The sequence below is a fragment of the Pseudomonas sp. UW4 genome, assembly GCF_000316175.1.
Taxonomy (GTDB): Bacteria; Pseudomonadota; Gammaproteobacteria; order Pseudomonadales; family Pseudomonadaceae; genus Aquipseudomonas; species Aquipseudomonas laurylsulfatiphila.
This window is the reverse complement of the sequence record NC_019670.1, coordinates 3,262,972-3,286,162: the sequence shown is the minus strand read 5'-3', so window position 1 is coordinate 3,286,162 and position 23,191 is coordinate 3,262,972. Positions and strand designations below refer to the sequence as shown.

Sequence of the window (23,191 nt, the reverse complement as noted above, 5' to 3'; positions counted from 1 at the left end):
GCATTTACAATATTTTTAGATAGCCATCAAAATGACCTGACAATTCGCCCCAACGTCTCCATCGCCTTCTCCGCAACCTCATCCCACGGGCTGCCATAATTCAACCGAATACAATTCCTGAACCGCTGCGTCGGCGAAAAAATCGGCCCCGGTGCAATGCTGATCCCCTGCGCCAGCGCCATCTGAAACAACTTCAACGAATCCATCTGCTCCGGCAATTCCAGCCACAAAAAGTACCCGCCCGCCGGTTGGCTCACTCGCGTCTGCGCCGGGAAATAGCGGGCGATGGCGGCGAGCATGGCGGCTTGCTGGTCTTCCAGCGCATGACGCAATTTACGCAGGTGCCGGTCGTAGCCGCCGTGTTGCAGGTAGTCGGCGATCGCTGCCTGGGCCGGCATCGAGGCGCACAGCGAAGTCATGAGTTTCAGGCGTTCGATCTTCTGCGCATAACGCCCGGCGGCGACCCAGCCGATGCGGTAACCGGGGGCAAGGCTTTTGGCGAACGAGCCGCAATGCATCACCAGGCCTTCGGTATCGAATGCCTTGGCCGGTTTCGGGGCTTGTTGACCGTAATACAGTTCGGCGTAGACATCGTCTTCGATCAACGGCACCTGGTGGCGGCGCAGCAGTTCCACGAGCTGTTGTTTCTTGGCCTCGGGCACGGTGGCGCCCATGGGGTTCTGGAAACTGGTCATGCACCAGCAGGCCTTGATCGGATGGCGTTCCAGGGTTTGTTCGAGCACGCCGAGGTCGATGCCGTCGCGCGGGTGCACGGGGATTTCCACGGCTTTGAGTTTCAGGCGTTCGAGCACTTGCAGGCAGGCGTAGAACGCCGGGGCTTCGATGGCCACCAGGTCGCCAGGTTGCGTCACTGCTTGCAGGCACAGGTTGAGGGCTTCTAGGGCGCCGTTGGTGATCAGCAGTTCTTCCATGGGCAGCATCAGCCCGCCGACCATGTAGCGCAGGGCGATTTGCCGGCGCAGCTGCGGGTTGCCCGGCGACATGTCGGTGACCACCATGCGCGGGTCCATCTCGCGGGTGGCGCTGGCCAGGGAGCGGGACAAGCGTTGCAGGGGGAACAGCGTCGGGCTGGGGAATGCCGAGCCGAAGGCCACGGTGTTCGGGTCCTTGATCGAGTCGAGCACCGAAAACACCAGTTCGCTGACGTCGACTTCCGTGGATTCGTTGACCTGGCTGCTGATCACTGGCTCGGAAAACGGTCGCGGCGCATGGGCATTGACGAAATAGCCGGAGCGCGGACGGGCGCGGATCAGGCCCCGACGCTCCAGCAGGTAGTAGGCCTGGAACACCGTCGACGGGCTGACGCCGTAGGTCTGGCTGGCGTAGCGCACTGACGGCACACGCTGGCCCGGTCCGAGGACGCCGGAGCGGATCAGTTCTGCGATGTCGTCGGCGAATTTTTCGTAGCGTTTCATCGGTGTCCCGCAATGGAGTCGTTTCGATTAATTGTGGCGAGGGGGCTTGTCGGAGCGCCGCACCGCCCCGTTGGGTCGCGAATCGGCGCCAAAATGGGACTGCTACGCAGTCCAACGGGGCGGTGCGGCGTTCCGACAAGCCCCCTCGCCACAGTGGATTGCATTGCCAAAACAGGAGCGCATTTCACACGGACCGCAGTCTAAGGGATCAGCGATTCATTGGCGCAACAAACCGGCTCTTCGCCACGCTGTAGACGCCAGGCTCATCGCTGTCGACCACTTTGAAGCTGATGCTCTGCGAACTGCTGGCCGGGCGTTCCGTGAGCATCGCCACCGACACAGGCAGATCGACAATCTCGCCCGGCGCCAGGCTCAACACGGTCTTGCCCTGCAACTCGAAATCATCGGCATCGACCAGGCGCAATTGGTAGTCCTGACGCTGCTGGGTCTTGTTGATCACCTTCAGGCTATAGATGTTTTCGATCTGCCCCCGACTGTTTTCGCGAAACAGGCCCCGGTCCTTGCTGACGTCGAGCGAGACCATCGGCCGTTCCATCAATGCCACCACCAGGGCGGCGATCATCACCAGCAGCACGGCGGTGTAGCCGATCAGGCGTGGGCGCAGCAGGTGCGTCTTGCCACCTTGCAACTGATGTTCGGAGGTATAGCTGATCAGTCCCCGGGCGTAGCCCATTTTGTCCATGATCGAATCGCAGGCGTCGATGCACGCGGCGCAACCGATGCATTCCATCTGCAAGCCATCGCGGATGTCGATGCCGGTCGGGCAGACCTGTACGCAGAGCTGGCAATCGATGCAATCGCCCAAACCGACCTCGGCGGGTTTGACCTCGCGTTTGCGCGGGCCACGGTTTTCGCCACGGGCCACGTCGTAGGAAATGGTCAGGGTGTCCTTGTCGAACATCACGCTTTGGAACCGCGCGTAAGGGCACATGTGCATGCACACCGCTTCACGCAACCAGCCGGCATTGATGTAGGTGGCACCGGTAAAAAACAACACCCAGAACAGGCTGACGCCGCTCATTTGCAAGGTCAGCAGCTCTTCGGCCAGTGGCCGTATCGGAGTGAAGTAGCCGACGAAGGTCAGGCCGGTCAGCAGGCTGATGGTCAGCCACAAGGTGTGTTTGGCTGAGCGGCGCATCAGTTTGTTGACGCCCCACGGCGCGGCTTGCAGCTTGATCCGTTGGTTGCGTTCGCCCTCGGTGACTTTTTCGCACCACATGAAGATCCAGGTCCACGAACTTTGTGGGCAGGTGTAGCCGCACCAGACCCGGCCGGCAAACACGGTGATCGCGAACAGGCCGAACGCGGCGATGATCAACAGCGCCGACAGCAGGATGAAGTCCTGCGGCCAGAAAGTCGCGCCGAAGATGTGGAATTTACTTTCGGAAAGATCCCAGAGCACTGCCTGTCGGCCGCCCCAGTTCAACCACACGGTGCCGAAAAACAGCAAAAACAGAAAACCCGCGCCGCTGATGCGCAGGTTGCGGAACAGCCCGGTGAAGCTGCGGGTGTGGATCAGGTTGTCGCTGGTTTTGGCCTTCGTCCCTGGACGCGAAGGCTCGAATGTTTCTACGGTTCGGACGGGGATTCTTTCGCTCATGGTCTTTCGCTCATCAGCCTCCATCAGGCATGAGCACTATGAGCGGCGATCTGTTTGCATAACAGACTCAGTTATTGCATTAAAAAGCGGATCAGATGGTCGTGTTCGCCCGCCCTGCGACAACTTGAAGCACCCGTCGCACAAAGGTGCAAACGCCTATGTACAACAGCTGCGGTGGGTGTTGACCAACGTCAGTCAAATAACCGAATCACTGTCGCTGGCTTTCAGGTGCCGGCGTCCATCCACCGCGCCTGCGACGGTCAAGGCGTCGGCTTCCGCTTCGGTGATGTAGATGCGCTGGCCTTCGATGTCCACCGCCGACATGGCTTTGCGGCCATCGGTGACGATGGTCACGTCAGGACACAGGCGAATTTGTTCGCCATTTTCGGTGGTGAAAAAGCAGGTCTGGTTCTCGATGCGCACGGTCATGGCGGAATCCTTTTTCAGGGGTATCTGAAGTGTCAGGCCGCAACCGCCGGTCATCGTTCTGTGCAACCGATTAATGGTCGCTGCGGTCCACTCTCCATGGCTCCTCACAAGGACAACACCATGAACGCCTGGTGGCACGAAGTCTGGGTGACCCTGCAAGCCGAGTTCGCCGACATCACCGATGCCTCGCAATTGACGCGGATGACCGTGCGCCTGTTGATGGCCGCCTTGCTGGGCGGGATTCTCGGGTTCGAACGCGAGCACCAGGGCAAGGCTGCTGGTGTGCGCACCCACATGCTGGTGGCGATGGGGGCGGCGCTGTTCGTGCTGGTGCCGCAGATGTCCGGTTCACAGGCCGATGCCATGAGTCGGGTCGTGCAGGGCGTGATAGCCGGGATCGGCTTTCTCGGGGCCGGTACCATCCTGAAAAACCACGAAGGCGACGAAGGCAATGTCAAGGGCCTGACCACCGCCGCCGGCCTGTGGATGACCGCCGCCATCGGCGTCGCCACCGGGCTTGGCCGGGAGGCGACGGCAGTGCTCAGCACGCTGTTGGCGCTGGGGGTGTTCAGTGTGATGCCGAGGATCGTGAAGCTGATTGACAAGGATCATCAGCCCTAGGCGCTGTCAGGGATTAACCCTGTCTGCGCAGTCGCTTCACAGCCTGAGTCCTGCTCGTTGCTCTTCGTTTCCGAGAGTTCGTGCTGGCTGTAGTCCATATCACCGTGCAGCAGATGTTTCTCCAGTTCCCTGATGATTGAACTTTTGGTTGATTGTTCAGATTGATTGCGCTCGGCTTCGAAGCAAAGAAATTCGTAGTTGAATATTTTCAAGGGATGGCCAGCCGTCGGTGGGTCGTTCACGGTGTAGCGCGTGGTGCTGTGCGCTAGCTTTGTTTGTGAATTCGCTGACGCTGGAAAAAAACGTTTTCATGGCTAACCACACTCAAGGCTGAAGAAGTGATGGCTATATAAGGCGCGGGGTGCAGGTTTCGTAAAGTGTCGGGTGGGCAGAATTGGCGCTTTAGGATCGGTACTACAGGTACTTGGGAAGTGTCATTCATTTTTGATGATCGTCCCTGCTGTCGAGGCAGGAACGATCAACTGTCTTCATTCAGGATTCACAATCACCGGCGGCATCGTCGCTGGCGGTTCTTCCCTTGGCGGCGGGGTCGTGCCGGGTGGGTCCTGTTCGGGCACCGGTTGTGGTTCGCTCGGCGGTATCACCGGGTTGTCGATGTTTGGATCGGGGGTTTCTGCCGGGAATGGATTGGTCATGGTTCAAGCCTCCAGTGGCACATGGCGTGAGTCGTGCTTAAGTTGGTGGACTGCAGTGCGAACGATTTGATTCCGCAAATTGCTGATGAACTTTTCCCGGCAGCCATCGCTCGGAACCTAAGTGAGTACGTCCCGGGGCGGATGGCCCAACGGGATGGCGACCCGACACAAGCGCGTCCATGGGGCGTAAGGAGAGAGGCTCGATGGCGGCTGAAAAACCGACTGAGTTGAGCTACAACCCGCACATGCCGCTGTCGCAGGCGCTGTTGCTGCCGCGCATAGTCATAGAAAACATCATGCCGACCCTTGAAGGCGGGCAGTTCGCGGTCAAGGCGGTGGTGGGGCAGGATGTGGTGGTGACGGCCAAGGTCTTTGCCGACGGACATGACAAGCTGGCGGTTCGCGTGCGCTGGCGGGCCGAGGACGAGGACGTCTGGCAAAGCGCTGTCATGCACGATCTGGGCAACAACGGTTGGCAGGGGCAGTTCCGGGTGAACAGTCAGGGCCGTTATCTGTTCTGTATCGAAGCCTGGATCGACCAGTTCGCCAGTTTTCGCTACGAACTTGAAAAGAAGCATATGGCAGCGGTGCCCGTCAGCCTCGAATTGCAGGAAGGGCGGATCCAGGTGCAGCAAGCCGCCGAGCGCAGTGAAGGGCAACTCAGCGAGCAATTGGCGGCATTGCACCATGAACTGGCAGGACTGCTCGAAACCGAGCAGGTCGCACTGTTTTTGCACCAACGTAGCGCCGACCTCATGGCCCGCGTCGATCATCGTGCTTACCTCAGCCTGAGCCCGGAGTACCCGGTGGATGTGGAGCGCGAGCTGGCGCAATTCGCCAGTTGGTATGAATTGTTCCCGCGTTCGATCACCGACAGCCCGGAGCGCCACGGTACTTTCAACGATGTGCATTCGCGGCTGGCGATGATCCACGACATGGGCTTCGATGTGCTGTATTTCCCGCCGATCCACCCGATCGGGCGCAGTTACCGCAAGGGCCCGAACAACTCGCTGACGGCAGGCCCCGATGATCCGGGCAGTCCCTATGCGATCGGTAGCGAGGAGGGCGGCCACGAGGCGATTCACAAACAGTTGGGGACTCGCGAAGACTTCCGGCGACTGGTCTCGGCCGCTGCGGCCCACGGCCTGGAAATCGCCCTCGACTTCGCCATCCAGTGCTCCCAGGACCACCCATGGCTCAAGCAACACCCCGGCTGGTTCAACTGGCGGCCCGACGGCACGATCAAGTACGCGGAGAACCCGCCGAAGAAATACCAGGACATCGTCAACGTCGACTTCTATGCCCCCGAGGCGATTCCCGGCCTGTGGGTGGAGCTGCGTGACATCGTGGTGGGCTGGGTCGAGGAGGGCGTGAAGATCTTTCGCGTCGATAACCCGCACACCAAGCCGTTGCCGTTCTGGCAATGGCTGATCGCCGATGTACGGGCGCTGTACCCCGAAGTGATCTTCCTTGCCGAGGCCTTTACTACCCCGGCGATGATGGCGCGCCTGGGCAAGGTCGGTTATTCCCAGAGCTATACCTATTTCACCTGGCGCAACACCAAGGCCGAACTGGCGACCTACTTCACCGAACTCAACGAATCGCCGTGGCGCGAGTGCTACCGGCCGAATTTTTTCGTCAATACACCGGACATCAACCCGGCGTTCCTGCATGAGTCCGGGCGTCCCGGTTTCCTCATCCGCGCCGTGCTGGCGACTATGGGCTCGGGCCTGTGGGGCATGTATTCGGGTTTCGAGTTGTGCGAGTCGGCACCGGTGCCGGGCAAGGAGGAGTACCTGGACTCCGAGAAGTACGAAATCCGCCCCAGGGACTTCAACGCGCCGGGCAACATCATTGCCGAGATTGCCCAGCTCAACCGCATCCGTCGGCAGAACCCGGCGCTGCACACGCATCTGGGCCTGAAGGTCTACAACGCCTGGAACGACAACATCCTGTACTTCGGCAAACGCAGTTTTGACGGCAGCAACTTTATTCTGGTGGCGGTCAGTCTCGATCCGCACAACGTGCAGGAGGCGAACTTCGAGTTGCCGCTGTGGGAAATGGGTTTGCCTGACGACGCCAGCACCCAGGGCGAAGACCTGATGAATGGCCATCGCTGGACCTGGCACGGCAAGCAGCAATTCATGCGGATCGACCCGGCGTACCAGCCGTTCGGGATCTGGCGTATTACCGCCTCTTGAGAACACCACAAGTTCTGTGGCGAGGGGGCTTGTCTGTGGCGAGGGGGCTTGCCCCCGTTGGGTCGCGAAGCGACCCCCGCTTTTTCTTTCAACAACACCGAGTCGCTGTATTGACGACTGCTTCGCAGCCGAACGGGGGCAAGCCCCCTCGCCACAGGTAAGCCCGTCACCACTGGGGTTCAACCTGTGGCCAAAGTTGAATTCACCAGGAGTTTCACATGGCGAAGAAACCCAAGGCAGCCACGTTCATCAAGGACCCGCTCTGGTACAAGGATGCGGTGATCTATCAAGTACACGTCAAATCGTATTTCGACTCCAACAACGACGGGATCGGCGACTTTCCCGGCCTCATCGCCAAGCTCGACTACATCGCCGACCTGGGCGTCAACACCATCTGGCTGTTGCCCTTCTATCCCTCGCCACGGCGCGACGACGGTTATGACATCGCCGAGTACCGCGGCGTGCACAGTGACTACGGGACCATGGCCGATGCCAGGCGTTTCATTGCCGAGGCACACAAACGCGGCCTGCGGGTGATCACCGAACTGGTCATCAACCACACCTCCGACCAGCACCCGTGGTTCCAGCGTGCACGCAAGGCCAAACCCGGGTCGGCGGCGCGGGACTTCTACGTGTGGTCCGACGACGATCAGAAATACGACGGGACCCGCATCATCTTTCTCGATACAGAGAAGTCCAACTGGACCTGGGACCCGGTCGCCGGCCAATACTTCTGGCACCGTTTCTACTCCCACCAGCCGGACCTGAATTTCGATAACCCGCAAGTCATGAAAGCGGTGCTGTCGGTGATGCGTTACTGGCTCGACATGGGCATCGACGGCTTGCGCCTGGATGCGATTCCCTACCTGATCGAGCGCGACGGCACCAACAACGAAAACCTGCCGGAAACCCACGATGTCCTGAAACAGATCCGCGCCGAAATCGACGCCAATTACCCCGACCGCATGCTGCTGGCGGAAGCCAATCAGTGGCCGGAGGACACCCAGTTGTACTTCGGCGACACCGACAAGAAAGGCCTGAACGGCGACGAATGCCACATGGCCTTTCACTTCCCGTTGATGCCGCGCATGTACATGGCGCTGGCCCAGGAAGATCGCTTCCCGATCACCGATATTCTGCGCCAGACCCCGGATATTCCTGCCAACTGCCAATGGGCAATCTTCCTGCGCAACCACGATGAACTGACGCTGGAGATGGTCACCGACAAGGAACGCGACTACCTGTGGAATTACTACGCCGCCGACCGTCGCGCGCGGATCAACCTGGGGATTCGCCGGCGCCTCGCGCCGCTGGTGGAGCGTGACCGACGCCGGGTCGAACTGCTCAACAGCCTGTTGCTGTCGATGCCCGGCACGCCGACCCTGTATTACGGCGACGAGATTGGCATGGGTGACAACATCTACCTCGGCGACCGCGATGGCGTGCGTACGCCGATGCAATGGTCCATCGACCGCAACGGCGGTTTCTCCCGTGCCGACCCGGCCAGCCTGGTGCTGCCACCGATCATGGACCCGCAATACGGTTACCTGTCGGTCAATGTCGAAACCCAGGCCGGCGACCCGCATTCACTGTTGAACTGGACCCGGCGCATGCTCGCCGTGCGCAAGCAATCCAAGGCCTTCGGGCGCGGTACATTGAAGATGCTGTCGCCGAGCAACCGGCGAATTCTGGCCTACACCCGTGAATACACCGGGGTGGACGGTAAACACGAAGTCATCCTGTGCGTGGCCAACGTGTCGCGCAGTGCCCAGGCCGCCGAGCTAGATTTGTCGGCCTACGTCGGCATGGTGCCGGTGGAGATGCTCGGGGGTAACGCCTTCCCGCCCATCGGCCAGCTGAATTTCCTCCTGACCCTCGCGCCCTACGGCTTTTACTGGTTCGGCCTCGCCGCGGAAAACCAGATGCCCAGCTGGCATGTGGAACCTGCACAAAGCCTGCCGGACTTCACCACGCTGGTGCTGAAAAAACGCATGGAGGAACTGCTCGAAGCGCCGTCACGCCACACCCTTGAGCAAAGCATCCTGCCCAGCTGGTTGCAGAATCGTCGCTGGTTCGCCGGCAAGGACGCCGCCATCGAGCAGGTCGATCTGGCCTACGGCGTGCGCTTCGGCGATGAGCAGCATCCGGTGCTGTTCAGTGAGATCAATGTCACCAGCGGTGGCCAGAGCAGTCGCTATCAGTTGCCGTTCGGCTTTATTTCAGAGGATCAGGTCGGTACGCCGCTACCGCAGCAGCTGGCACTGTCGCGGGTACGGCGTGGACGCCAGGTCGGCCTGATCACCGATGCCTTCAGCCTGGAAACCTTCGTGCATGCCGTATTGCAAGGGATTCAGGCCGGTACCGTATTGCCCTCCAGCGATGGCGACATTCGCTTCGAGGCCACCGCCGAACTGGAAAAACTCGGCCTCAATGCCGAGTCGCCGGTGCGCTACCTGTCGGCGGAACAGTCCAACAGCTCGGTGGTGATCGGCAACAACATGGTGCTCAAGCTGATCCGCAAGATCGCCAGTGGCGTGCATCCTGAACTGGAAATGAGTGCCTACCTGACCGAAGCCGGGTTCAGCAATATCTCACCACTGCTGGGGGCCGTAGTGCGCCGGGACGGGGCGGGTGAAGACAACCTGCTGATGATCGCCCAGGGCTACCTGAGCAACCAGGGCGATGCCTGGGAATGGACGCAAAACAACCTCGAACGGGCGCTGCGCGATGAATTGGCCGACGCCATGTCCGAGCAGGAGCAACACTACAACGCGCTCGGCGAACTGAAAGATTTCGCCGGTATGCTGGGCCGGCGCCTGGGGGAAATGCATCAGGTGCTGGCAGCGCCCAATGCCAACCCGGACTTCTTGCCGCAGGTCACCACGCAGAAGGAGGCGCTGGCTTCGGCCAGGGATGTCGCAACGCAAATCGAGCACGCGCTGAACTTGCTCAAGCAGCATCAAAATCAATTGAGCCCGGCGGACCAGACCCTGGTCAGCCGTTTACTGGACAACAAAAAAGCCATTCTCGGACATGTGCAAGCGTTGGGCAAAAAGACTGCAGGCGGCTTGCGCATTCGTGTGCACGGTGACCTGCATCTGGGCCAGGTGCTGGTGATCAAGGGCGATGCGTACTTGATCGACTTCGAGGGAGAACCGGCGCGGCCCTTGCATGAACGTCGGGGCAAACACAGCCCGTACAAGGATGTCAGTGGCGTGCTGCGTTCCTTCGACTATGCGGCGGCCATGGCGATCAACGTGCACAACGTCGATAACACGGCGGCGGCCGATGCCGCGCGTGTGCGGGTCACCGAGCGCTACTTGAGTGAAGCGCGAACAGCATTTGTCGACGCCTATCGGCTGGCGGCAGCTAGTCTTGCCCATGCATGGCAAGATCCCGAAGGCGAGGACGCCGCGCTGGCGTTGTTCGGTCTGGAGAAGGCGGCGTATGAAGTGGCCTATGAGGCGGAAAATCGCCCCACCTGGTTGCCCGTGCCGTTGCACGGTTTATATGGATTATTGAGTGGGCTTAAACCCTTTTCCGATCTTGGTGGAGAGTAGTCATGAGTGTCTCGAACAAGGAACAGGGTCATCACAAAGAAGCGCTGCTGCCTGGCGCACGGGATATCGATGCATTGGTGCGTGCCGAGCATATCGATCCCTTCGCCATACTTGGCCCCCACGGTGATGGCGCCGGTGGACAGTTCATCCGCGCCTACCTGCCGGGCGCCCTGAGTGTAGAAGTTCTGGCCCGGGATTCGGGTGAAGCGCTTGGGAGTCTTCAAGCCACAGAGACGCCGGGGTTGTTTGTCGGGCATTTCGACCGCGCGCAAGCGTATCTGCTGCGCACCCGTTGGGCCGGTGGCGAGCAGACGGCCGAAGACCCTTACAGCTTCGGCCCATTGCTGGGCGACATGGATTTGTACCTGTTTGCCGAAGGCAATCACCGCGACCTCAGTGCGTGCCTCGGTGCCCAGCTCAAGACCGTGGACGGTGTCGACGGTGTACGTTTCGCGGTGTGGGCACCCAATGCCCGGCGGGTGTCGGTGGTGGGTGATTTCAACGTCTGGGACGGGCGCCGCCATCCGATGCGCCTGCGACATCCCACCGGGGTCTGGGAGTTGTTCATCCCGCGCCTGCAAGCAGGGGACGCCTACAAGTACGAAATTCTCGGTGCCCACGGCATCCTGCCACTGAAGGCCGACCCGATGGCGCTGGCCACCAGTCTGCCACCGGACACCGCCTCGAAAGTCGCCTCACCTTTGAACGTCGACTGGCAGGATCAGGACTGGATGCTGTCCCGTGGCGACCACCAGCGGGTGACGGCGCCCTTGTCGATCTACGAATTGCACGCCGGTTCGTGGCAATGCGAGCTGGACGACCTGGGTGAAGTGGCCCGCCAGTACACCTGGCCGGAACTGACCGAACGACTGATTCCCTATGTCAAAGACCTGGGCTTCACCCACATCGAACTGATGCCGATCATGGAGCACCCGTTCGGCGGTTCGTGGGGTTATCAGTTGCTGTCGCAATTCGCGCCGAGTGCGCGTTATGGCACGCCGGACCAGTTCGCCGCGTTCGTCAACGCCTGCCACCAGGCCGGCATCGGGGTGATTCTCGACTGGGTGCCGGCGCATTTCCCCACCGATACCCACGGCCTCGCCCAGTTCGACGGCACGGCCCTGTACGAGTACGGCAACCCGCAGGAAGGCTTCCACCAGGATTGGGACACGCTGATCTACAACCTGGGGCGCACCGAAGTGCACGGCTACATGCTGGCGTCGGCGCTGCACTGGCTCAAGCACTTCCACGTCGATGGCCTGCGGGTCGATGCCGTGGCCTCGATGCTGTACCGCGACTACTCGCGCAAAGCCGGCGAGTGGGTGCCGAACCGCCATGGCGGGCGGGAGAACCTGGAAGCCATCGACTTCCTGCGCCACCTCAACGATGTGGTCGCCCTGGAAGCACCCGGTGCGTTGGTGATCGCCGAGGAATCCACCGCATGGCCAGGCGTCAGCCAGGGCACGCAACAGGGTGGCCTGGGCTTTGCGTACAAATGGAACATGGGCTGGATGCACGATTCGCTGCATTACATCCAGCAGGACCCGGTGTACCGCGCCCATCACCACAACGAGCTGAGTTTTGGCCTGGTGTACGCCTGGTCCGAGCGCTTCATCCTGCCGATCTCCCACGACGAAGTGGTACACGGCAAGCACTCGCTGATCGACAAAATGCCCGGAGACCGCTGGCAGAAATTTGCCAACCTGCGGGCCTACCTGAGTTTCATGTGGGCGCACCCGGGCAAGAAACTGCTGTTCATGGGCTGCGAGTTCGGCCAATGGCGCGAGTGGAACCACGACCAGCAACTGGACTGGTACTTGCTCCAGTACTCCGAGCACAAGGGCGTACAGAAACTGGTCGGCGACCTCAATCGCCTGTACCGCGAAGAACCGGCGCTGCATGAGCAGGACGATGTGCCGCAGGGTTTCCAGTGGCTGATCGGCGATGACGCGATCAACAGCGTTTATGCGTGGCTGCGCTGGAGCAAGGAAGGCAAGCCGGTGCTGGTGGTGGCCAACTTTACGCCGGTGCCGCGTGAGGCGTATCGCGTCGGGGTGCCGTTTGCCGGGCAGTGGAATGAGGTGCTCAACAGCGACTCGTCCATCTATGCCGGTTCCAATTACGGCAATAGTGGCGGGGCAATGGCCGAGGAAACGCCGAGCCATGGGCAGGCGTTGTCGTTGGTGTTGAATTTGCCGCCGCTGGCGGTGTTGATGTTGCGGCCGGAGACTTAAACTTCGGTCTGATATTTTATAGAACTGGTGTGTAGTCGTCGCTTCGAGCTCTGAAACGACACTATGCACCTGTTCTGTGATTTTCTAATCTCTAGTATGGCATGGCAGGGCGGGGGCCTGTATGCGCTCGTACTTCCTCTAGCCTCACGAAGTATTTATTTCGACTGTTAGGAAGTCTGCCGGCAGATGTAACTTTGAAGTCTGCATAAGGAGAAAATACAGAGTCTTTTTCTGACTGAACCGAATAAGTTGAGTGCTGTACGCTGGTAGCGCTGAACCCGTTTATTTCCATAAGTAGTTGCATCTCTCCATGCATGAACGTTTCGGCAACGCCTTTCTTGTTGGTGACAGTCAAGAAGCTTTTAGAGTGAACAATAGAGCCATTTTCCTGAGCCTGCACAAAATTCTGCATGCCTTTGTCAGTGATATCTTGTCCGCGAAAATAAGTAATTAAATTAGGTCTTTCTTGGTTGTATGTTTGATAAGCGACCCTTTCGGCGTCAGAAAGATCAAAAATACCTGCGTGTAATTTTATGTCTTTCGCAATCCTGTCTGGGAGCCCCTCGCCTTTGACTCGGTCCGAAATTTCATTAACTACAGATCGAGGGTTTATTGTTATCTGCTTTCCTTCTCTCATGCCTTGATTGATTGCAGAAGCCCCTTCGTTTGTTGAAAATACAATTTTAAACATAGACATGTCATAGGGTTGTTTTGGTGCAGGGATGTCTTTTTGATTTTTTGTGATTTCAAGCAGTTTGAGTTGTTCGGCAACGTGCGCAATCATCGAGTCCATTTCTTTACGAACTCTTCTGATTGCCCGGTGTATAACGTCATCTGGATGGTTTTGATCCCTCGCTATATCCGCCATCAAGCTGAGGGCCATTTCCGGATTTTTTTATAATTTTCGTTGAAACTCTTTGAGTCCATGATCTTTCGCGCTAAGTCGCCATGAGGCGACAAACCATTACTGTCATACAGCGCAACAGGATTGTTCCTCACCATCCGATAGAAATTAAGCCCATCGATTGCCCACGCCGGGTCGGGATTAATCCACCGCTGCAACCACGACGCGTAGTATCGGAACCCATAGTAGTAAAGCCCCGTCGCATCCCGCTCCTTGCCCGAATAGCGCACAGTCTTGTACTTGGCCTCAGTCGCTGACCGAGCCGCAAAACAAGCCGTGCCACCAAACGGGTAATACCATTCCTGGCTTATCAGGCCGGCCTTTTGATCCAACTCCAGAGCGCCGGACTGCAAGTGGTCATTGAGGCTGTATCGCACCTGATTGTTGGCGATGTCCTCGGGCTGTCCGGCGACCCAATGCAACACCTGCACGCTGTTACTGCCCGCGCTGGCGGTTATCACATGGAGGATTTCACCTGTGCCGCCGTGACTGCGGATTTCCACGCCAGGCAGATAGCGCACTTCACTGATCAGCGTACGGGCATTGGTCTGGTTCGCGCGGAGCTTGCGCACGCGTTGGCCGCCGCCGTCATAGACATAGCGTTCGTAGTCATCCTCCGCGTTGTCGCGCACCACCGGGCGCACGACGGTGAGTTGATTGCGCAGGTCCCATTCCATCGACTGGCCAGCTTGCAGTTCCCGTAGATTGCCATTGGCATCGAACCCGGCGGCCAGTTCTGCTTCAGTCGGTGGTCGGCCGTTGCGCTCGGGCAGGCAGCGGTTGCTGTATTTGGCGCGAGTCAAAATGCGGCCGTGGGGCTGGGCGCCGACGTGCACCAGGTCCAGCAGGTTGCCGCCGGCGTCGTAGTGGTAGGTCTGGGTGTAGTTGGCGATCTGGCTGGGGTCGGGGGGCAGGGGGTGCAGGTCGGGCAGGGCGGGGCCGCCGTGGCCGGTTTTGGCTTCCCAGCCGCTGGCTTTGATCAGTTGATCGAGGGTGTCGTAGCAGAAAGTCTTGAGCGGTTCGATGCGCTGGTTGTTGAAGTAGCGAATCGGTTGGGAGGCGTCTTCGAGGCTTAGCACGTTGCCGGTGGCGTCGTAGCTGTAGCGCAAGTCTTGAAGGGGTGTGCCATCGGCTTTGTGCGCGCTCAAGCCCATCAGGCGTCCGTCCGCGAGGTCGTAGCGATGGCGGGTGATGACGCGATTGCCGGCGGTTTCCGACTCGATCTGGCCGGAGGCGTTGTAATGGAGATCGCTGACCAGCGTCATCTCGTCTTCGCCGACCAAGGTCAGCCGGGTGTTTTTCAGTTCGCCGGCGACGGTGTAGGCAAAGCGCTGGCGGTTGCCCAACGCATCCGTTTGCTGGAGTAGTTCGGCGCCTGGCGAGTAGACATGGGACGTGGTGGCGCCATCGCCGGTTTCGAGCAAGGCGTCGCGGGCGGCTTCGCTCGCAGGCCAATCCGGTGTATCGGCATCGCGCAAGAAATGCCGAATCTGTTGCAGCACCGCGCCGCCGAGCCCCAACTCCTTCAGGTGCAGCGTGCCAGCCGGATCGTCATGGCGGATCAGTTGGCCGCAGAGGTTGTGCAAGGCTGCGTCAGCATCAACCCCAGCATAGGTAAAACGCTCAAGCACCTGTTCAGCGCTATCGTCGCCACGCTCTCGCACCGCCACGGGGCGCAACAGTGCATCGAACTCAGTCAGCGTGCGGCTACCTCGACCATCCCAACGCTCAACGATTTGCCCGGCAGCACCTTGCAACGCGACCCGCCACCCGGCGTCAACGCTGTCACTCGCCAACGGCACGCCGGACAAACTGAACACCTGGCTGAGGTTCGCCGGCACCGACGCATCGTTCTGCGCCAAGGCAAACAGATACGGATCACGACTGGCCACCGGTCGCCCGGCGGCATCGAAGCGTTGATGCGTGATCCGCGCCTCAGCCGGGTCGGTCGCTAGCCGTCGATGGTATTGAATGGCCCTGAGCGCCAGCCCGCGCGCGTCTGAAACCGCAAGGGTGGGCGTGCCGTGATGCGCATGGTCCACAGACATCCGTGCCGGCCTCGATCAGGGTGACTTGCCTATTAAAATGCATCGCCGTCAATGCCGTGGATACTGTAAGAAATACCAGTTTTACCAACATATCCGCGGATTGCTTCGCTGAAGCGAATAAGGTTAACCGGCGTCGTGGTGGCCAGCTGCAAGAGGAATCAGACCGAGTGTCGGGATGTCCACGGCGTCACGGGCTGCCCGTTTTTACAAGAGCCCGCGACTGGATAGAGCGATTTAATCCCCTCACCACTTCACCCGAACCCCCACGTTACCGAATGTCCCCCGTTGTTGGTTGCTGTCGATATTGCTGGTGTAGTCGACGCCGGCATACACACTGACGGATGCCGCGACGCTCAGTACCATGCCGATTCCGAGGTCGGCGGACGAGGTTCGTTGCTGGGTTTCGACCTGATCGACATGGTCAAAGGTGACCGTGTCGGTACCGGTGAAGGTGTGCCAGATATTGGCCCGCAGATAGGGTTCCAGCGGCCGGCCACTGACTTCGTAGCGACCCTTGAGGCGTGCGCCGACGCGGCCGGTCCAGGCACTGTCGGAATCGAACGAGACATGGGAGATGCCGTCGTCCTGGCTGTCGAGCTTGACCTTCTGGTAAATCGCCTGGGCCTGGGGTTCGACCACCCAGTTGCCTGCCACGGTGATCGGGTATCCGACCTCTGCCGATAACGTCGTTACATGGCCATCATTGTCGATCTTCAGGCCACTTTCGGAACGGTTGTCACCATTGAGCCAGGTGTACATGGCCACGGCATCGAAATAGGCGCCGGCGGGATCGGTGAGGGTCCAGTACGCGCCAAGGCTGTCGCCTTTGAGCTCGACGTTGCCGGAGCGTTTGCCTTCGAAGCCCTGATTGAAACCGTCGACATCACCTTGCAGGCGGCTGTGGCCGATAAAGAATCCACTGCGCTGGGTTTGCCCACCCGCCAGTTGTGAACTGAACAGGTCATTGCCGACCTGGAAGCCATTGAGCGAGCCATCCAGCCTTGGTGTGACGGTGCCAGCCCAGGTCTGATCGAGGTTCTTGCCGTAGACCCGTCCCCAACCTGCGCCCAGGGCGCCGGTTTCGGTCAGCAGACGCTGATCGCCCTGACGGTCATGAAAGGTACCCAGTGCTGTCAGGGTCAATTGTGCTGCAGCCGGCGGCACCACCGACCAGGCAGGCACCGCCTCGCGATACAGGGGGATAGGTTCTGCGCCGGGTACGGCGGCCGGTAACACAGGCGCTTCGAGCGTCACGACGCCTTCAGATCCTTGTACCCCGGTTGCCACGACCACGGGCGCGGCGACCGGCACTGCCACGATGGGCTCCAGCGTCGGCGGTAAAGCGGGATCAGGATTGGCGACGGCAACCACGGGCGGCGCCACCACCGAGGAGCGCAAATACCAACTGTTTTCGCTGCCCGGTGTGATGCCGCCTTTGAACAGGCGGTAATCGAAGGCGCCAACCGACACCCGGGCTTTGAGGGCGAACGCGGTGTTGTCGCTGACCGCCGTGCCTTGGGCCTGAACCAACTGGATGCCGTTTTGCTGGGTAAGGGCCCCCGCGCCGCCAACGTTGGTGACGCTGATCAGGGTGCTGCCGGTCAGCGTTCCGTTGTTGACCACCAACTTGTCGCTGGGGGAGCTGTCATCGCCCACTGCGCTTTGCAAGAGCAACTGGCCGCCGTTACCCACGTAATTGCCTTCAACGGTCAGGGTATCGTTGGTACGCGAGTTACCGCTGGCAAGGTCGATGACCCCGCTGTTGTTCAAGGTCGCGAGCCGACCCGCGTTCGAAGACGTGATGCTGCCCTGGATTGACGTGAGCATACTGCTGCCGTCGATGTTGAACACGCCGGTGCCCGTGGTGCTGTCCCCCAGTTGAAGATTGCCATCGAGATCAAGGCGCGAGCCCTTGACCAGATTGAGGGTTTCCCAATTGATATACCGGGCAGCGCCCGATGAGGTGGTGTGATCGAAGGTCAGCAGGTCATTGCCACTACCGCCATTGAGACTCGGGGTCAGGGCGAGGGTGCTTTCGGTCAGATTGCTCAAAGTGGCGCGGTCGTTGCCTGCCTCCATCAGGACTTGCGAGCGGATGATCCCGCCGCCGTCCCACACCAGCGTGTCATCGCCGTTGCCGGCGCGAATCTCGCCGACGATTTCTCCACCTGTGATCGTGATGCTGTCGTTGCCGTTGCTGACACTGATGTTGCCGCCAATACGCCCCCCGGAAACGATGATCTCATCGGTGCCCAAACCGGTCACCAGGTTGCGGAGGATCTGCCCACCGGACATATCGAAGATATTGTTATCGAGTTTCATGTCGACCCGGTCGATGATGCCGTCGGTCATCCTGGCGACGTCGCCATCTTCGAAGGCGCCGACGATGGTGCCGCCGGTCATCAGAAAGGTGTCGCGGCCGTCCCCTTGGGCCAGGGACTTAATGGTTCCACCGGACATGATGAAATCATCGATGCCATTGCCTTGGCTGACCGCCCCGGTGACTTGCCCGGCGCTGATCATAAAGCTGTCCGCCCCGTCGCCCAGATCCACTGCACCGGTCACGATGCCCGAGGCCATGTTCACAGCGTCGGCGCCGGCACCGAAGGTCATGTTGCCGTTGATCCTGCCGGTGCCATTGGCGGGGAAGGTCAGGGTGTTATTGCCCGACAAATCGGTCAACAGCGCGCTGGTGCCGCTGTCGCAGACGAAGTTGTCGTTGCCGGCGGTGGGGGTAAGTGTGCAGGTTGCGAAGGCTGCCTGGGGCGAGTTCGCACATAACCAGATCGAGAACAGGCAGGCGCCATAACGGTACTTGGACAGATCTGTCGAAAACTCCATGTTGCCTCCGCGATGGGATCAACTTCCGTTCCTTTGGCCGTTATCGATGGCCAGGAATCAGACGTGCTTGGCAGCGCGAGTTGCAAGACAACATCGGGCGGGACTATGACCCGCAAGTACCTTCGGCAACCAAGGCGCTACGTGTGTGTCGCAAGCCCCTGCGGATTTCCGTCAGGGCGGCAACAACGTAGCAGGCAGCGATCCAGCATGGCTACTGTCAGAAATAACAGGTGGGGGACGATTTCTCGTTACTTCACACTCAATCACCGCGATTCAAAGATGCACTTCCACCGCTAACGGCAAATGGTCGGAAAGGTGCGTCCACGGCTTGTTCCCGAGTATCTGCGGCTCATGGCTGCTGGCATTGCGCAGGTAGACGCGATCCAGGCGCAGCAAGGGGAACCGCGCGGGGTAGGTTTTGGCCGGGCGGCCATGGTGGCGCTCGAAAGCTTCGTGCAGGTAGTCGCGGCGGGCAAGGGCGGCATTGCCTTGCATCTGCCAGTCGTTGAAGTCGCCGGCAATGATCACCGGCGCATCATCCGGCAGGGACTCGAGGAGCTGGCAGAGCAACTGCAATTGCAGCTGACGATGGCTTTCCAGCAGGCTGAGGTGCACGCAGATGGCATGCACTTCGCTGTGCCCCGGCACGTCCAGCACGCAGTGCAGCAAGCCGCGGCGTTCCGGGCCGGTAATGGAGACATCCAGGTTTCGGTATTCGCGGATCGGGTATTTCGACAGCAGGGCATTGCCATGGTGACCGTCGGGATAGACGGCATTGCGCCCATAGGCGAAGTCGCTCCACATGCTGTCGGCAAGGAACTCATATTGCGAGGTCTGTGGCCAATCGTTGTAGCGGGAGGAGTGGCGGTCGTGCTCGCCGACCACTTCCTGCAGAAACACCAGGTCTGCTGATGTACTGCGCACGGCTTCACGCAGCTCGGGGAGGATGAAGCGCCGGTTGAGTGCGGTAAATCCCTTGTGGGTGTTGACCGTCAGCACGCGCAGTCGGTGGATGTCCGGGGGAGTACTCAACGGCACCGATTCAGCTGTTTGCCGCTTGGAATGACTGGTCACGTTCGCTCCTGGGATTGGGGGCTGCCTATGCATGCGACTGATGCATGGACGGGCAGTTCAGTTTGCCGTTAACGCCAACGTGCCAGATCTGACACTTTGCGGCGCTCTCACTTACGCGGTTTGTGTTTTCAGCATCGGCGGCCAATGCCCCCTGTAGGAGCGAGCTTGCTCGCGATAAACCTGAGAGCACCGCGGGGTGTCAGGCTCCCCGCATCATCGTTGACCTCCATCGCGAGCAAGCTCGCTCCTACAGAAAGCGCAGTAGGCTTAGACGAAGACGATTTCATAAGGCAAACGAATGCGCTCCAGCAGCGTGCGCGGCAGCGACGGCGCAAGGCCGATGGCGGGTTCACCATCGAGTTGGCTGGCGTAGGCGTGGGTGGCGTGGCTCTTGCGGGCGACGGTCCAGGCATCGAGGCGCACCTTGCGCGCACGGTGCCAGGGGATCAGCTCCCGGTCCCGTGCGGGCCAGTGCCAGGCCCGGAACGGCACGTCGTTGTAGGTGGCTCCCACACTGGCCGCCGCCCTGGCACTGGCGCGGCCGACGGTGTCGTGGTCGACGTTGCCGTCTTCGCACCAGGTGCTGAACACCACATCACCCGGGCGCAGATAGCGCCTGATGAACTGGGTGATCCGTTCTTCGTGTTCCACCAGGGCGTTGTCGGTAAACCCGCCACGGATCCACTTCAGGCTGTGCATCGGCAAACCGAGTCGGCGGATGGCTTCCACGCTTTCCTGGGGACGAAACACACTGAGGCGTTTTTCCGACCACTGTCGAGAACCGGGATGACTGGCGCTGCCGTCGGATATCGAGATCAATTGCAGCGGGTGGCCCAGGTTGCTGAGCAACTGCAGCAGGCCGCCGCAGGTCACGACTTCATCGCCGGGGTGCGGGGCAATGAGCACTGCGCGTGCACCGGCTGGCACCAGGGTTTGGGTGTTGATGACCGCAATGCTGTCCAGTTGCGGGGCACTGTTCCAGATCTGGGAGGGCAGGCTGGCTTCGCTGAGGGAAACGGATTTCATGGGTATACGTCCTTGTGCTGCTTCGCCTTCAGTCGTGCGCGAGACAAGCCCGGCCGACCCGTGAGGGCTGGTGGATAGCGAGGTGCGACAACCCCAACCCTGGATCGCCGCGAATCGAGTATTGCTCATGCAACGCTATTCGTCGCGTCGCGAACCCGGCCAAAATGATTTTTCCGCTCTGCGGCAATGGCGCGCTGAATGCCTGGACTTCGTCGTCACTCCTCTTCCTCATGCTGCAACTCGAACAGCAGCAATGAGCGGCCGGTTACCGAGTACTCGTGGCCGAACTCGAAGCGCTCCTGGCCACGGATCGACGGCTGGTTGGTGTCGATCATGCATGTCCAGAAACCGCCGTCAGGCACTTGCGGCAGGCGGAAATTGACGATGTCGTGATGCGCGTTGACCACCAGCATCAAGGTCGCGTCGACGCCTTTGCGGCAAATGCCGGTTTCCTGGGCGCGTCCATCGAGCAGCATGCCCAGGCAGCGGTTGTGCGCATCGTGCCAATGCCTGGTGTTCATTTCCGTGCCATCTGGCGCCAGCCAGGTCACGTCCTTGACGCCGATGTCCTCGTTGTAGTTACCCACCAGAAAACGCCCGCGGCGCAGGATCGGGTAGGTCAGGCGCAACTTGATCAGGCGTTTGACGAACTTGAGCAAGGCCTTGCCGTCTTCGCTGAGGTCCCAGTTGACCCAGCCGATCTCGCTGTCCTGGCAATACGCATTGTTGTTGCCCTCCTGGGTGCGGGCGAACTCGTCGCCGGCCACCAGCATCGGCGTGCCCTGGGCCAGCAGCAGGGTGGCGAAGAAGTTGCGCATCTGCCGATGGCGCAGTGCGTTGATCTCGGGATCATCGGTGGGGCCTTCGACGCCGTGGTTCCAGGACAGGTTGTTGTTGCTGCCGTCCTGATTGTTTTCGTCGTTGGCCTCGTTGTGCTTGTCGTTGTACGACACCAGGTCGTTGAGGGTGAAACCGTCATGGGCGGTGACGAAGTTCAGCGATGAGTAGGGGCGGCGACCCCGTTCATTGAACATATCCCCCGAAGCGGTCAGGCGGCTGGCAAAGTCCGCCAGTTGACCGTCGTCGCCCTTCCAGAACGCGCGCACGGTGTCGCGAAATTTGTCGTTCCATTCGACCCAGCCCGGCGGAAAATTGCCGACCTGATAACCGCCGGGGCCACAGTCCCAGGGTTCGGAGATCAGCTTGACCTGGCGCAGCACCGGGTCCTGGCGGCAGGCGACGAGGAAACTGTGGCGCTCATCGAAACCGCCGTGATAGCGCCCGAGTATGGTTGCCAGGTCGAAGCGGAACCCGTCCACGTGCATTTCCGAAGCCCAGTAGCGCAGGGAGTCGGTGACCATTTGCAGCACGCACGGGTGACTCAGGTCCAGGGTGTTGCCGGTGCCGGAATCGTTGATATAGAAGCGTTTGTCATCGGGCATCAGGCGGTAGTAGGACGCGTTGTCGATGCCGCGCATGGACAGGGTCGGGCCTTGCTCGTTGCCTTCGGCGGTGTGGTTGTAGACCACGTCGAGGATCACTTCCAGATTCGCTTCGTGCAGGTGCGCGACCATTTCCTTGAACTCGGCAATCTTGCCACTGGCCAGGTAACGCGGGTCGGGGGCGAAGAACGCGATGCTGTTGTAGCCCCAGTAATTGGTCATGCCCTTGTGCAGCAAATGCTGGTCGTTGACGAACGCGTGGATCGGCAGCAACTCCACGGTCGACACGCCGAGCTTGCGGATGTGCTCCAACACGTCATCGACCATCAACCCGGCAAAGGTTCCGCGCAGGTTTTCCGGGACCGAAGGGTGACGCATGCTGAAGCCGCGTACATGGGTTTCATAAATGATCGTCTTGTCCCACGGTACGCTGACGCGGTGGTCGTGGCCCCAGGTGTGCGCCGGGTCGATGACTTTGCACTTGGGCACGAAGGGCGCGCTGTCACGTTCATCGAAGCTGAGGTCGGCGTCGGGGTGGCCGATGGTGTAGCCGAACAGCGCTTCGGACCATTTCAACTTGCCGACCAGCTGTTTGGCGTAGGGGTCGATCAGCAGTTTGTTGGGGTTGAAGCGATGACCGTTGGCCGGGTCGTACGGACCGTAGACGCGATAGCCGTAAATCAACCCGGGATGAGCGTCGGGCAGGTAGCCGTGGTAGATCTCGTCGGTGTATTCGGGCAGTTCGATGCGTTCGAGTTCCACCTCGCCGCTGTCGTCGAACAGGCACAGTTCAACCCGGGTGGCGTGGGCGGAAAACAAGGCGAAGTTGACTCCCAGTCCGTCCCAGGTGGCACCCAGCGGGAAGGGCAGGCCTTCACGGATTCGTGTGGTTTCGACACGGGGGGCTTTCTTTGGGCTGGTCATAAGTGCTCCTGGCTACAAATACTCGCTGATCAGCATTGCAACCTGTGGGAGCGGGCTTGCTCGCGAAGGCGGTGTGTCAGGCAACATCAATGCTGGAAGTGATGGCCTCTTCGCGGGCAAGCCCGCTCCCACAGGGACCTGTGAGTTGCCACAGATTGCAGTTACAACACCAAA

Annotated in this window: 15 protein-coding genes; 4 read left to right on the top strand and 11 right to left on the bottom strand. The window is 60.2% G+C overall.

Annotation, left to right across the window (positions count from 1 at the left end; translation table 11 throughout):
* Nucleotides 1–26: 26 nt before the first annotated feature.
* The 3 genes from mapR to PPUTUW4_RS14250 form a co-directional block, all read right to left on the bottom strand.
* Complete coding sequence (gene mapR / locus PPUTUW4_RS14260) at nucleotides 27–1,436, bottom strand: GntR family transcriptional regulator MpaR (protein WP_015095305.1); 1,410 nt, start codon at nucleotides 1,434–1,436, stop codon at nucleotides 27–29.
* A gap of 208 nt (nucleotides 1,437–1,644) precedes the next feature.
* On the bottom strand, nucleotides 1,645–3,057 hold the full coding sequence (ccoG, locus tag PPUTUW4_RS14255; RefSeq protein WP_041474880.1) for a cytochrome c oxidase accessory protein CcoG: 1,413 nt from the start codon (nucleotides 3,055–3,057) through the stop codon (nucleotides 1,645–1,647).
* 195 nt (nucleotides 3,058–3,252) lie between these two features.
* Nucleotides 3,253–3,486: a DUF3203 family protein gene (locus tag PPUTUW4_RS14250; RefSeq protein WP_015095303.1), complete on the bottom strand. Its 234-nt coding sequence runs from the start codon at nucleotides 3,484–3,486 to the stop codon at nucleotides 3,253–3,255.
* Nucleotides 3,487–3,606: 120 nt separating this feature from the next.
* On the opposite strand from PPUTUW4_RS14250, the gene PPUTUW4_RS14245 reads away from it, so the two are divergent.
* Nucleotides 3,607–4,107 carry an MgtC/SapB family protein gene (locus PPUTUW4_RS14245; protein WP_015095302.1) on the top strand — a complete coding sequence of 167 codons (501 nt, stop codon included), beginning with the start codon at nucleotides 3,607–3,609 and terminating at the stop codon, nucleotides 4,105–4,107.
* Here PPUTUW4_RS14245 and PPUTUW4_RS14240 read toward each other — a convergent pair.
* Nucleotides 4,104–4,349: a hypothetical protein gene (locus tag PPUTUW4_RS14240; RefSeq protein WP_144443102.1), complete on the bottom strand. Its 246-nt coding sequence runs from the start codon at nucleotides 4,347–4,349 to the stop codon at nucleotides 4,104–4,106. The two genes, PPUTUW4_RS14245 and PPUTUW4_RS14240, sit on opposite strands and share 4 nt — an antisense overlap.
* A 246-nt stretch (nucleotides 4,350–4,595) precedes the next feature.
* Nucleotides 4,596–4,763, bottom strand: a complete 168-nt coding sequence (locus PPUTUW4_RS30035; protein ID WP_172435747.1) for a hypothetical protein — start codon at nucleotides 4,761–4,763, stop codon at nucleotides 4,596–4,598.
* A 203-nt stretch (nucleotides 4,764–4,966) separates the two neighbouring features.
* Between PPUTUW4_RS30035 and PPUTUW4_RS14235 the strand changes: the two genes are divergently transcribed.
* The 3 genes from PPUTUW4_RS14235 to glgB all read left to right on the top strand — a co-directional run bounded on the left by PPUTUW4_RS14235 (nucleotide 4,967) and on the right by glgB (nucleotide 12,758).
* Nucleotides 4,967–6,964 carry an alpha-1,4-glucan--maltose-1-phosphate maltosyltransferase gene (locus PPUTUW4_RS14235; protein WP_015095300.1) on the top strand — a complete coding sequence of 666 codons (1,998 nt, stop codon included), beginning with the start codon at nucleotides 4,967–4,969 and terminating at the stop codon, nucleotides 6,962–6,964.
* A 218-nt stretch (nucleotides 6,965–7,182) separates the two neighbouring features.
* Complete coding sequence (gene treS / locus PPUTUW4_RS14230) at nucleotides 7,183–10,524, top strand: maltose alpha-D-glucosyltransferase (RefSeq protein ID WP_015095299.1); 3,342 nt, start codon at nucleotides 7,183–7,185, stop codon at nucleotides 10,522–10,524.
* Nucleotides 10,525–10,526: 2 nt separating this feature from the next.
* Entirely contained in the window at nucleotides 10,527–12,758 is a 2,232-nt protein-coding gene (glgB, locus tag PPUTUW4_RS14225) for a 1,4-alpha-glucan branching protein GlgB (protein WP_015095298.1), read from the top strand.
* A 91-nt stretch (nucleotides 12,759–12,849) separates the two neighbouring features.
* On the opposite strand, the gene PPUTUW4_RS14220 is transcribed toward glgB, so the two are convergent.
* From PPUTUW4_RS14220 to glgX, 6 genes are all read right to left on the bottom strand, one after another.
* Nucleotides 12,850–13,641: a hypothetical protein gene (locus tag PPUTUW4_RS14220; protein WP_041474878.1), complete on the bottom strand. Its 792-nt coding sequence runs from the start codon at nucleotides 13,639–13,641 to the stop codon at nucleotides 12,850–12,852.
* A complete protein-coding gene (locus PPUTUW4_RS14215; protein ID WP_015095297.1) occupies nucleotides 13,626–15,710 on the bottom strand; it encodes an RHS repeat-associated core domain-containing protein in 2,085 nt (694 codons plus the stop codon). The genes PPUTUW4_RS14220 and PPUTUW4_RS14215 overlap by 16 nt, the downstream gene beginning before the upstream one ends.
* A 243-nt stretch (nucleotides 15,711–15,953) precedes the next feature.
* Nucleotides 15,954–18,551: an autotransporter outer membrane beta-barrel domain-containing protein gene (locus tag PPUTUW4_RS14210; protein WP_015095296.1), complete on the bottom strand. Its 2,598-nt coding sequence runs from the start codon at nucleotides 18,549–18,551 to the stop codon at nucleotides 15,954–15,956.
* Nucleotides 18,552–18,824: 273 nt separating this feature from the next.
* Complete coding sequence (locus PPUTUW4_RS14205; protein WP_015095295.1) at nucleotides 18,825–19,625, bottom strand: endonuclease/exonuclease/phosphatase family protein; 801 nt, start codon at nucleotides 19,623–19,625, stop codon at nucleotides 18,825–18,827.
* Between the two features lie 267 nt (nucleotides 19,626–19,892).
* Nucleotides 19,893–20,651 carry a PIG-L family deacetylase gene (locus tag PPUTUW4_RS14200; protein ID WP_015095294.1) on the bottom strand — a complete coding sequence of 253 codons (759 nt, stop codon included), beginning with the start codon at nucleotides 20,649–20,651 and terminating at the stop codon, nucleotides 19,893–19,895.
* Nucleotides 20,652–20,866: 215 nt separating this feature from the next.
* Complete coding sequence (gene glgX, locus PPUTUW4_RS14195; RefSeq protein ID WP_015095293.1) at nucleotides 20,867–23,017, bottom strand: glycogen debranching protein GlgX; 2,151 nt, start codon at nucleotides 23,015–23,017, stop codon at nucleotides 20,867–20,869.
* Between the last annotated feature and the right edge of the window lie 174 nt (nucleotides 23,018–23,191).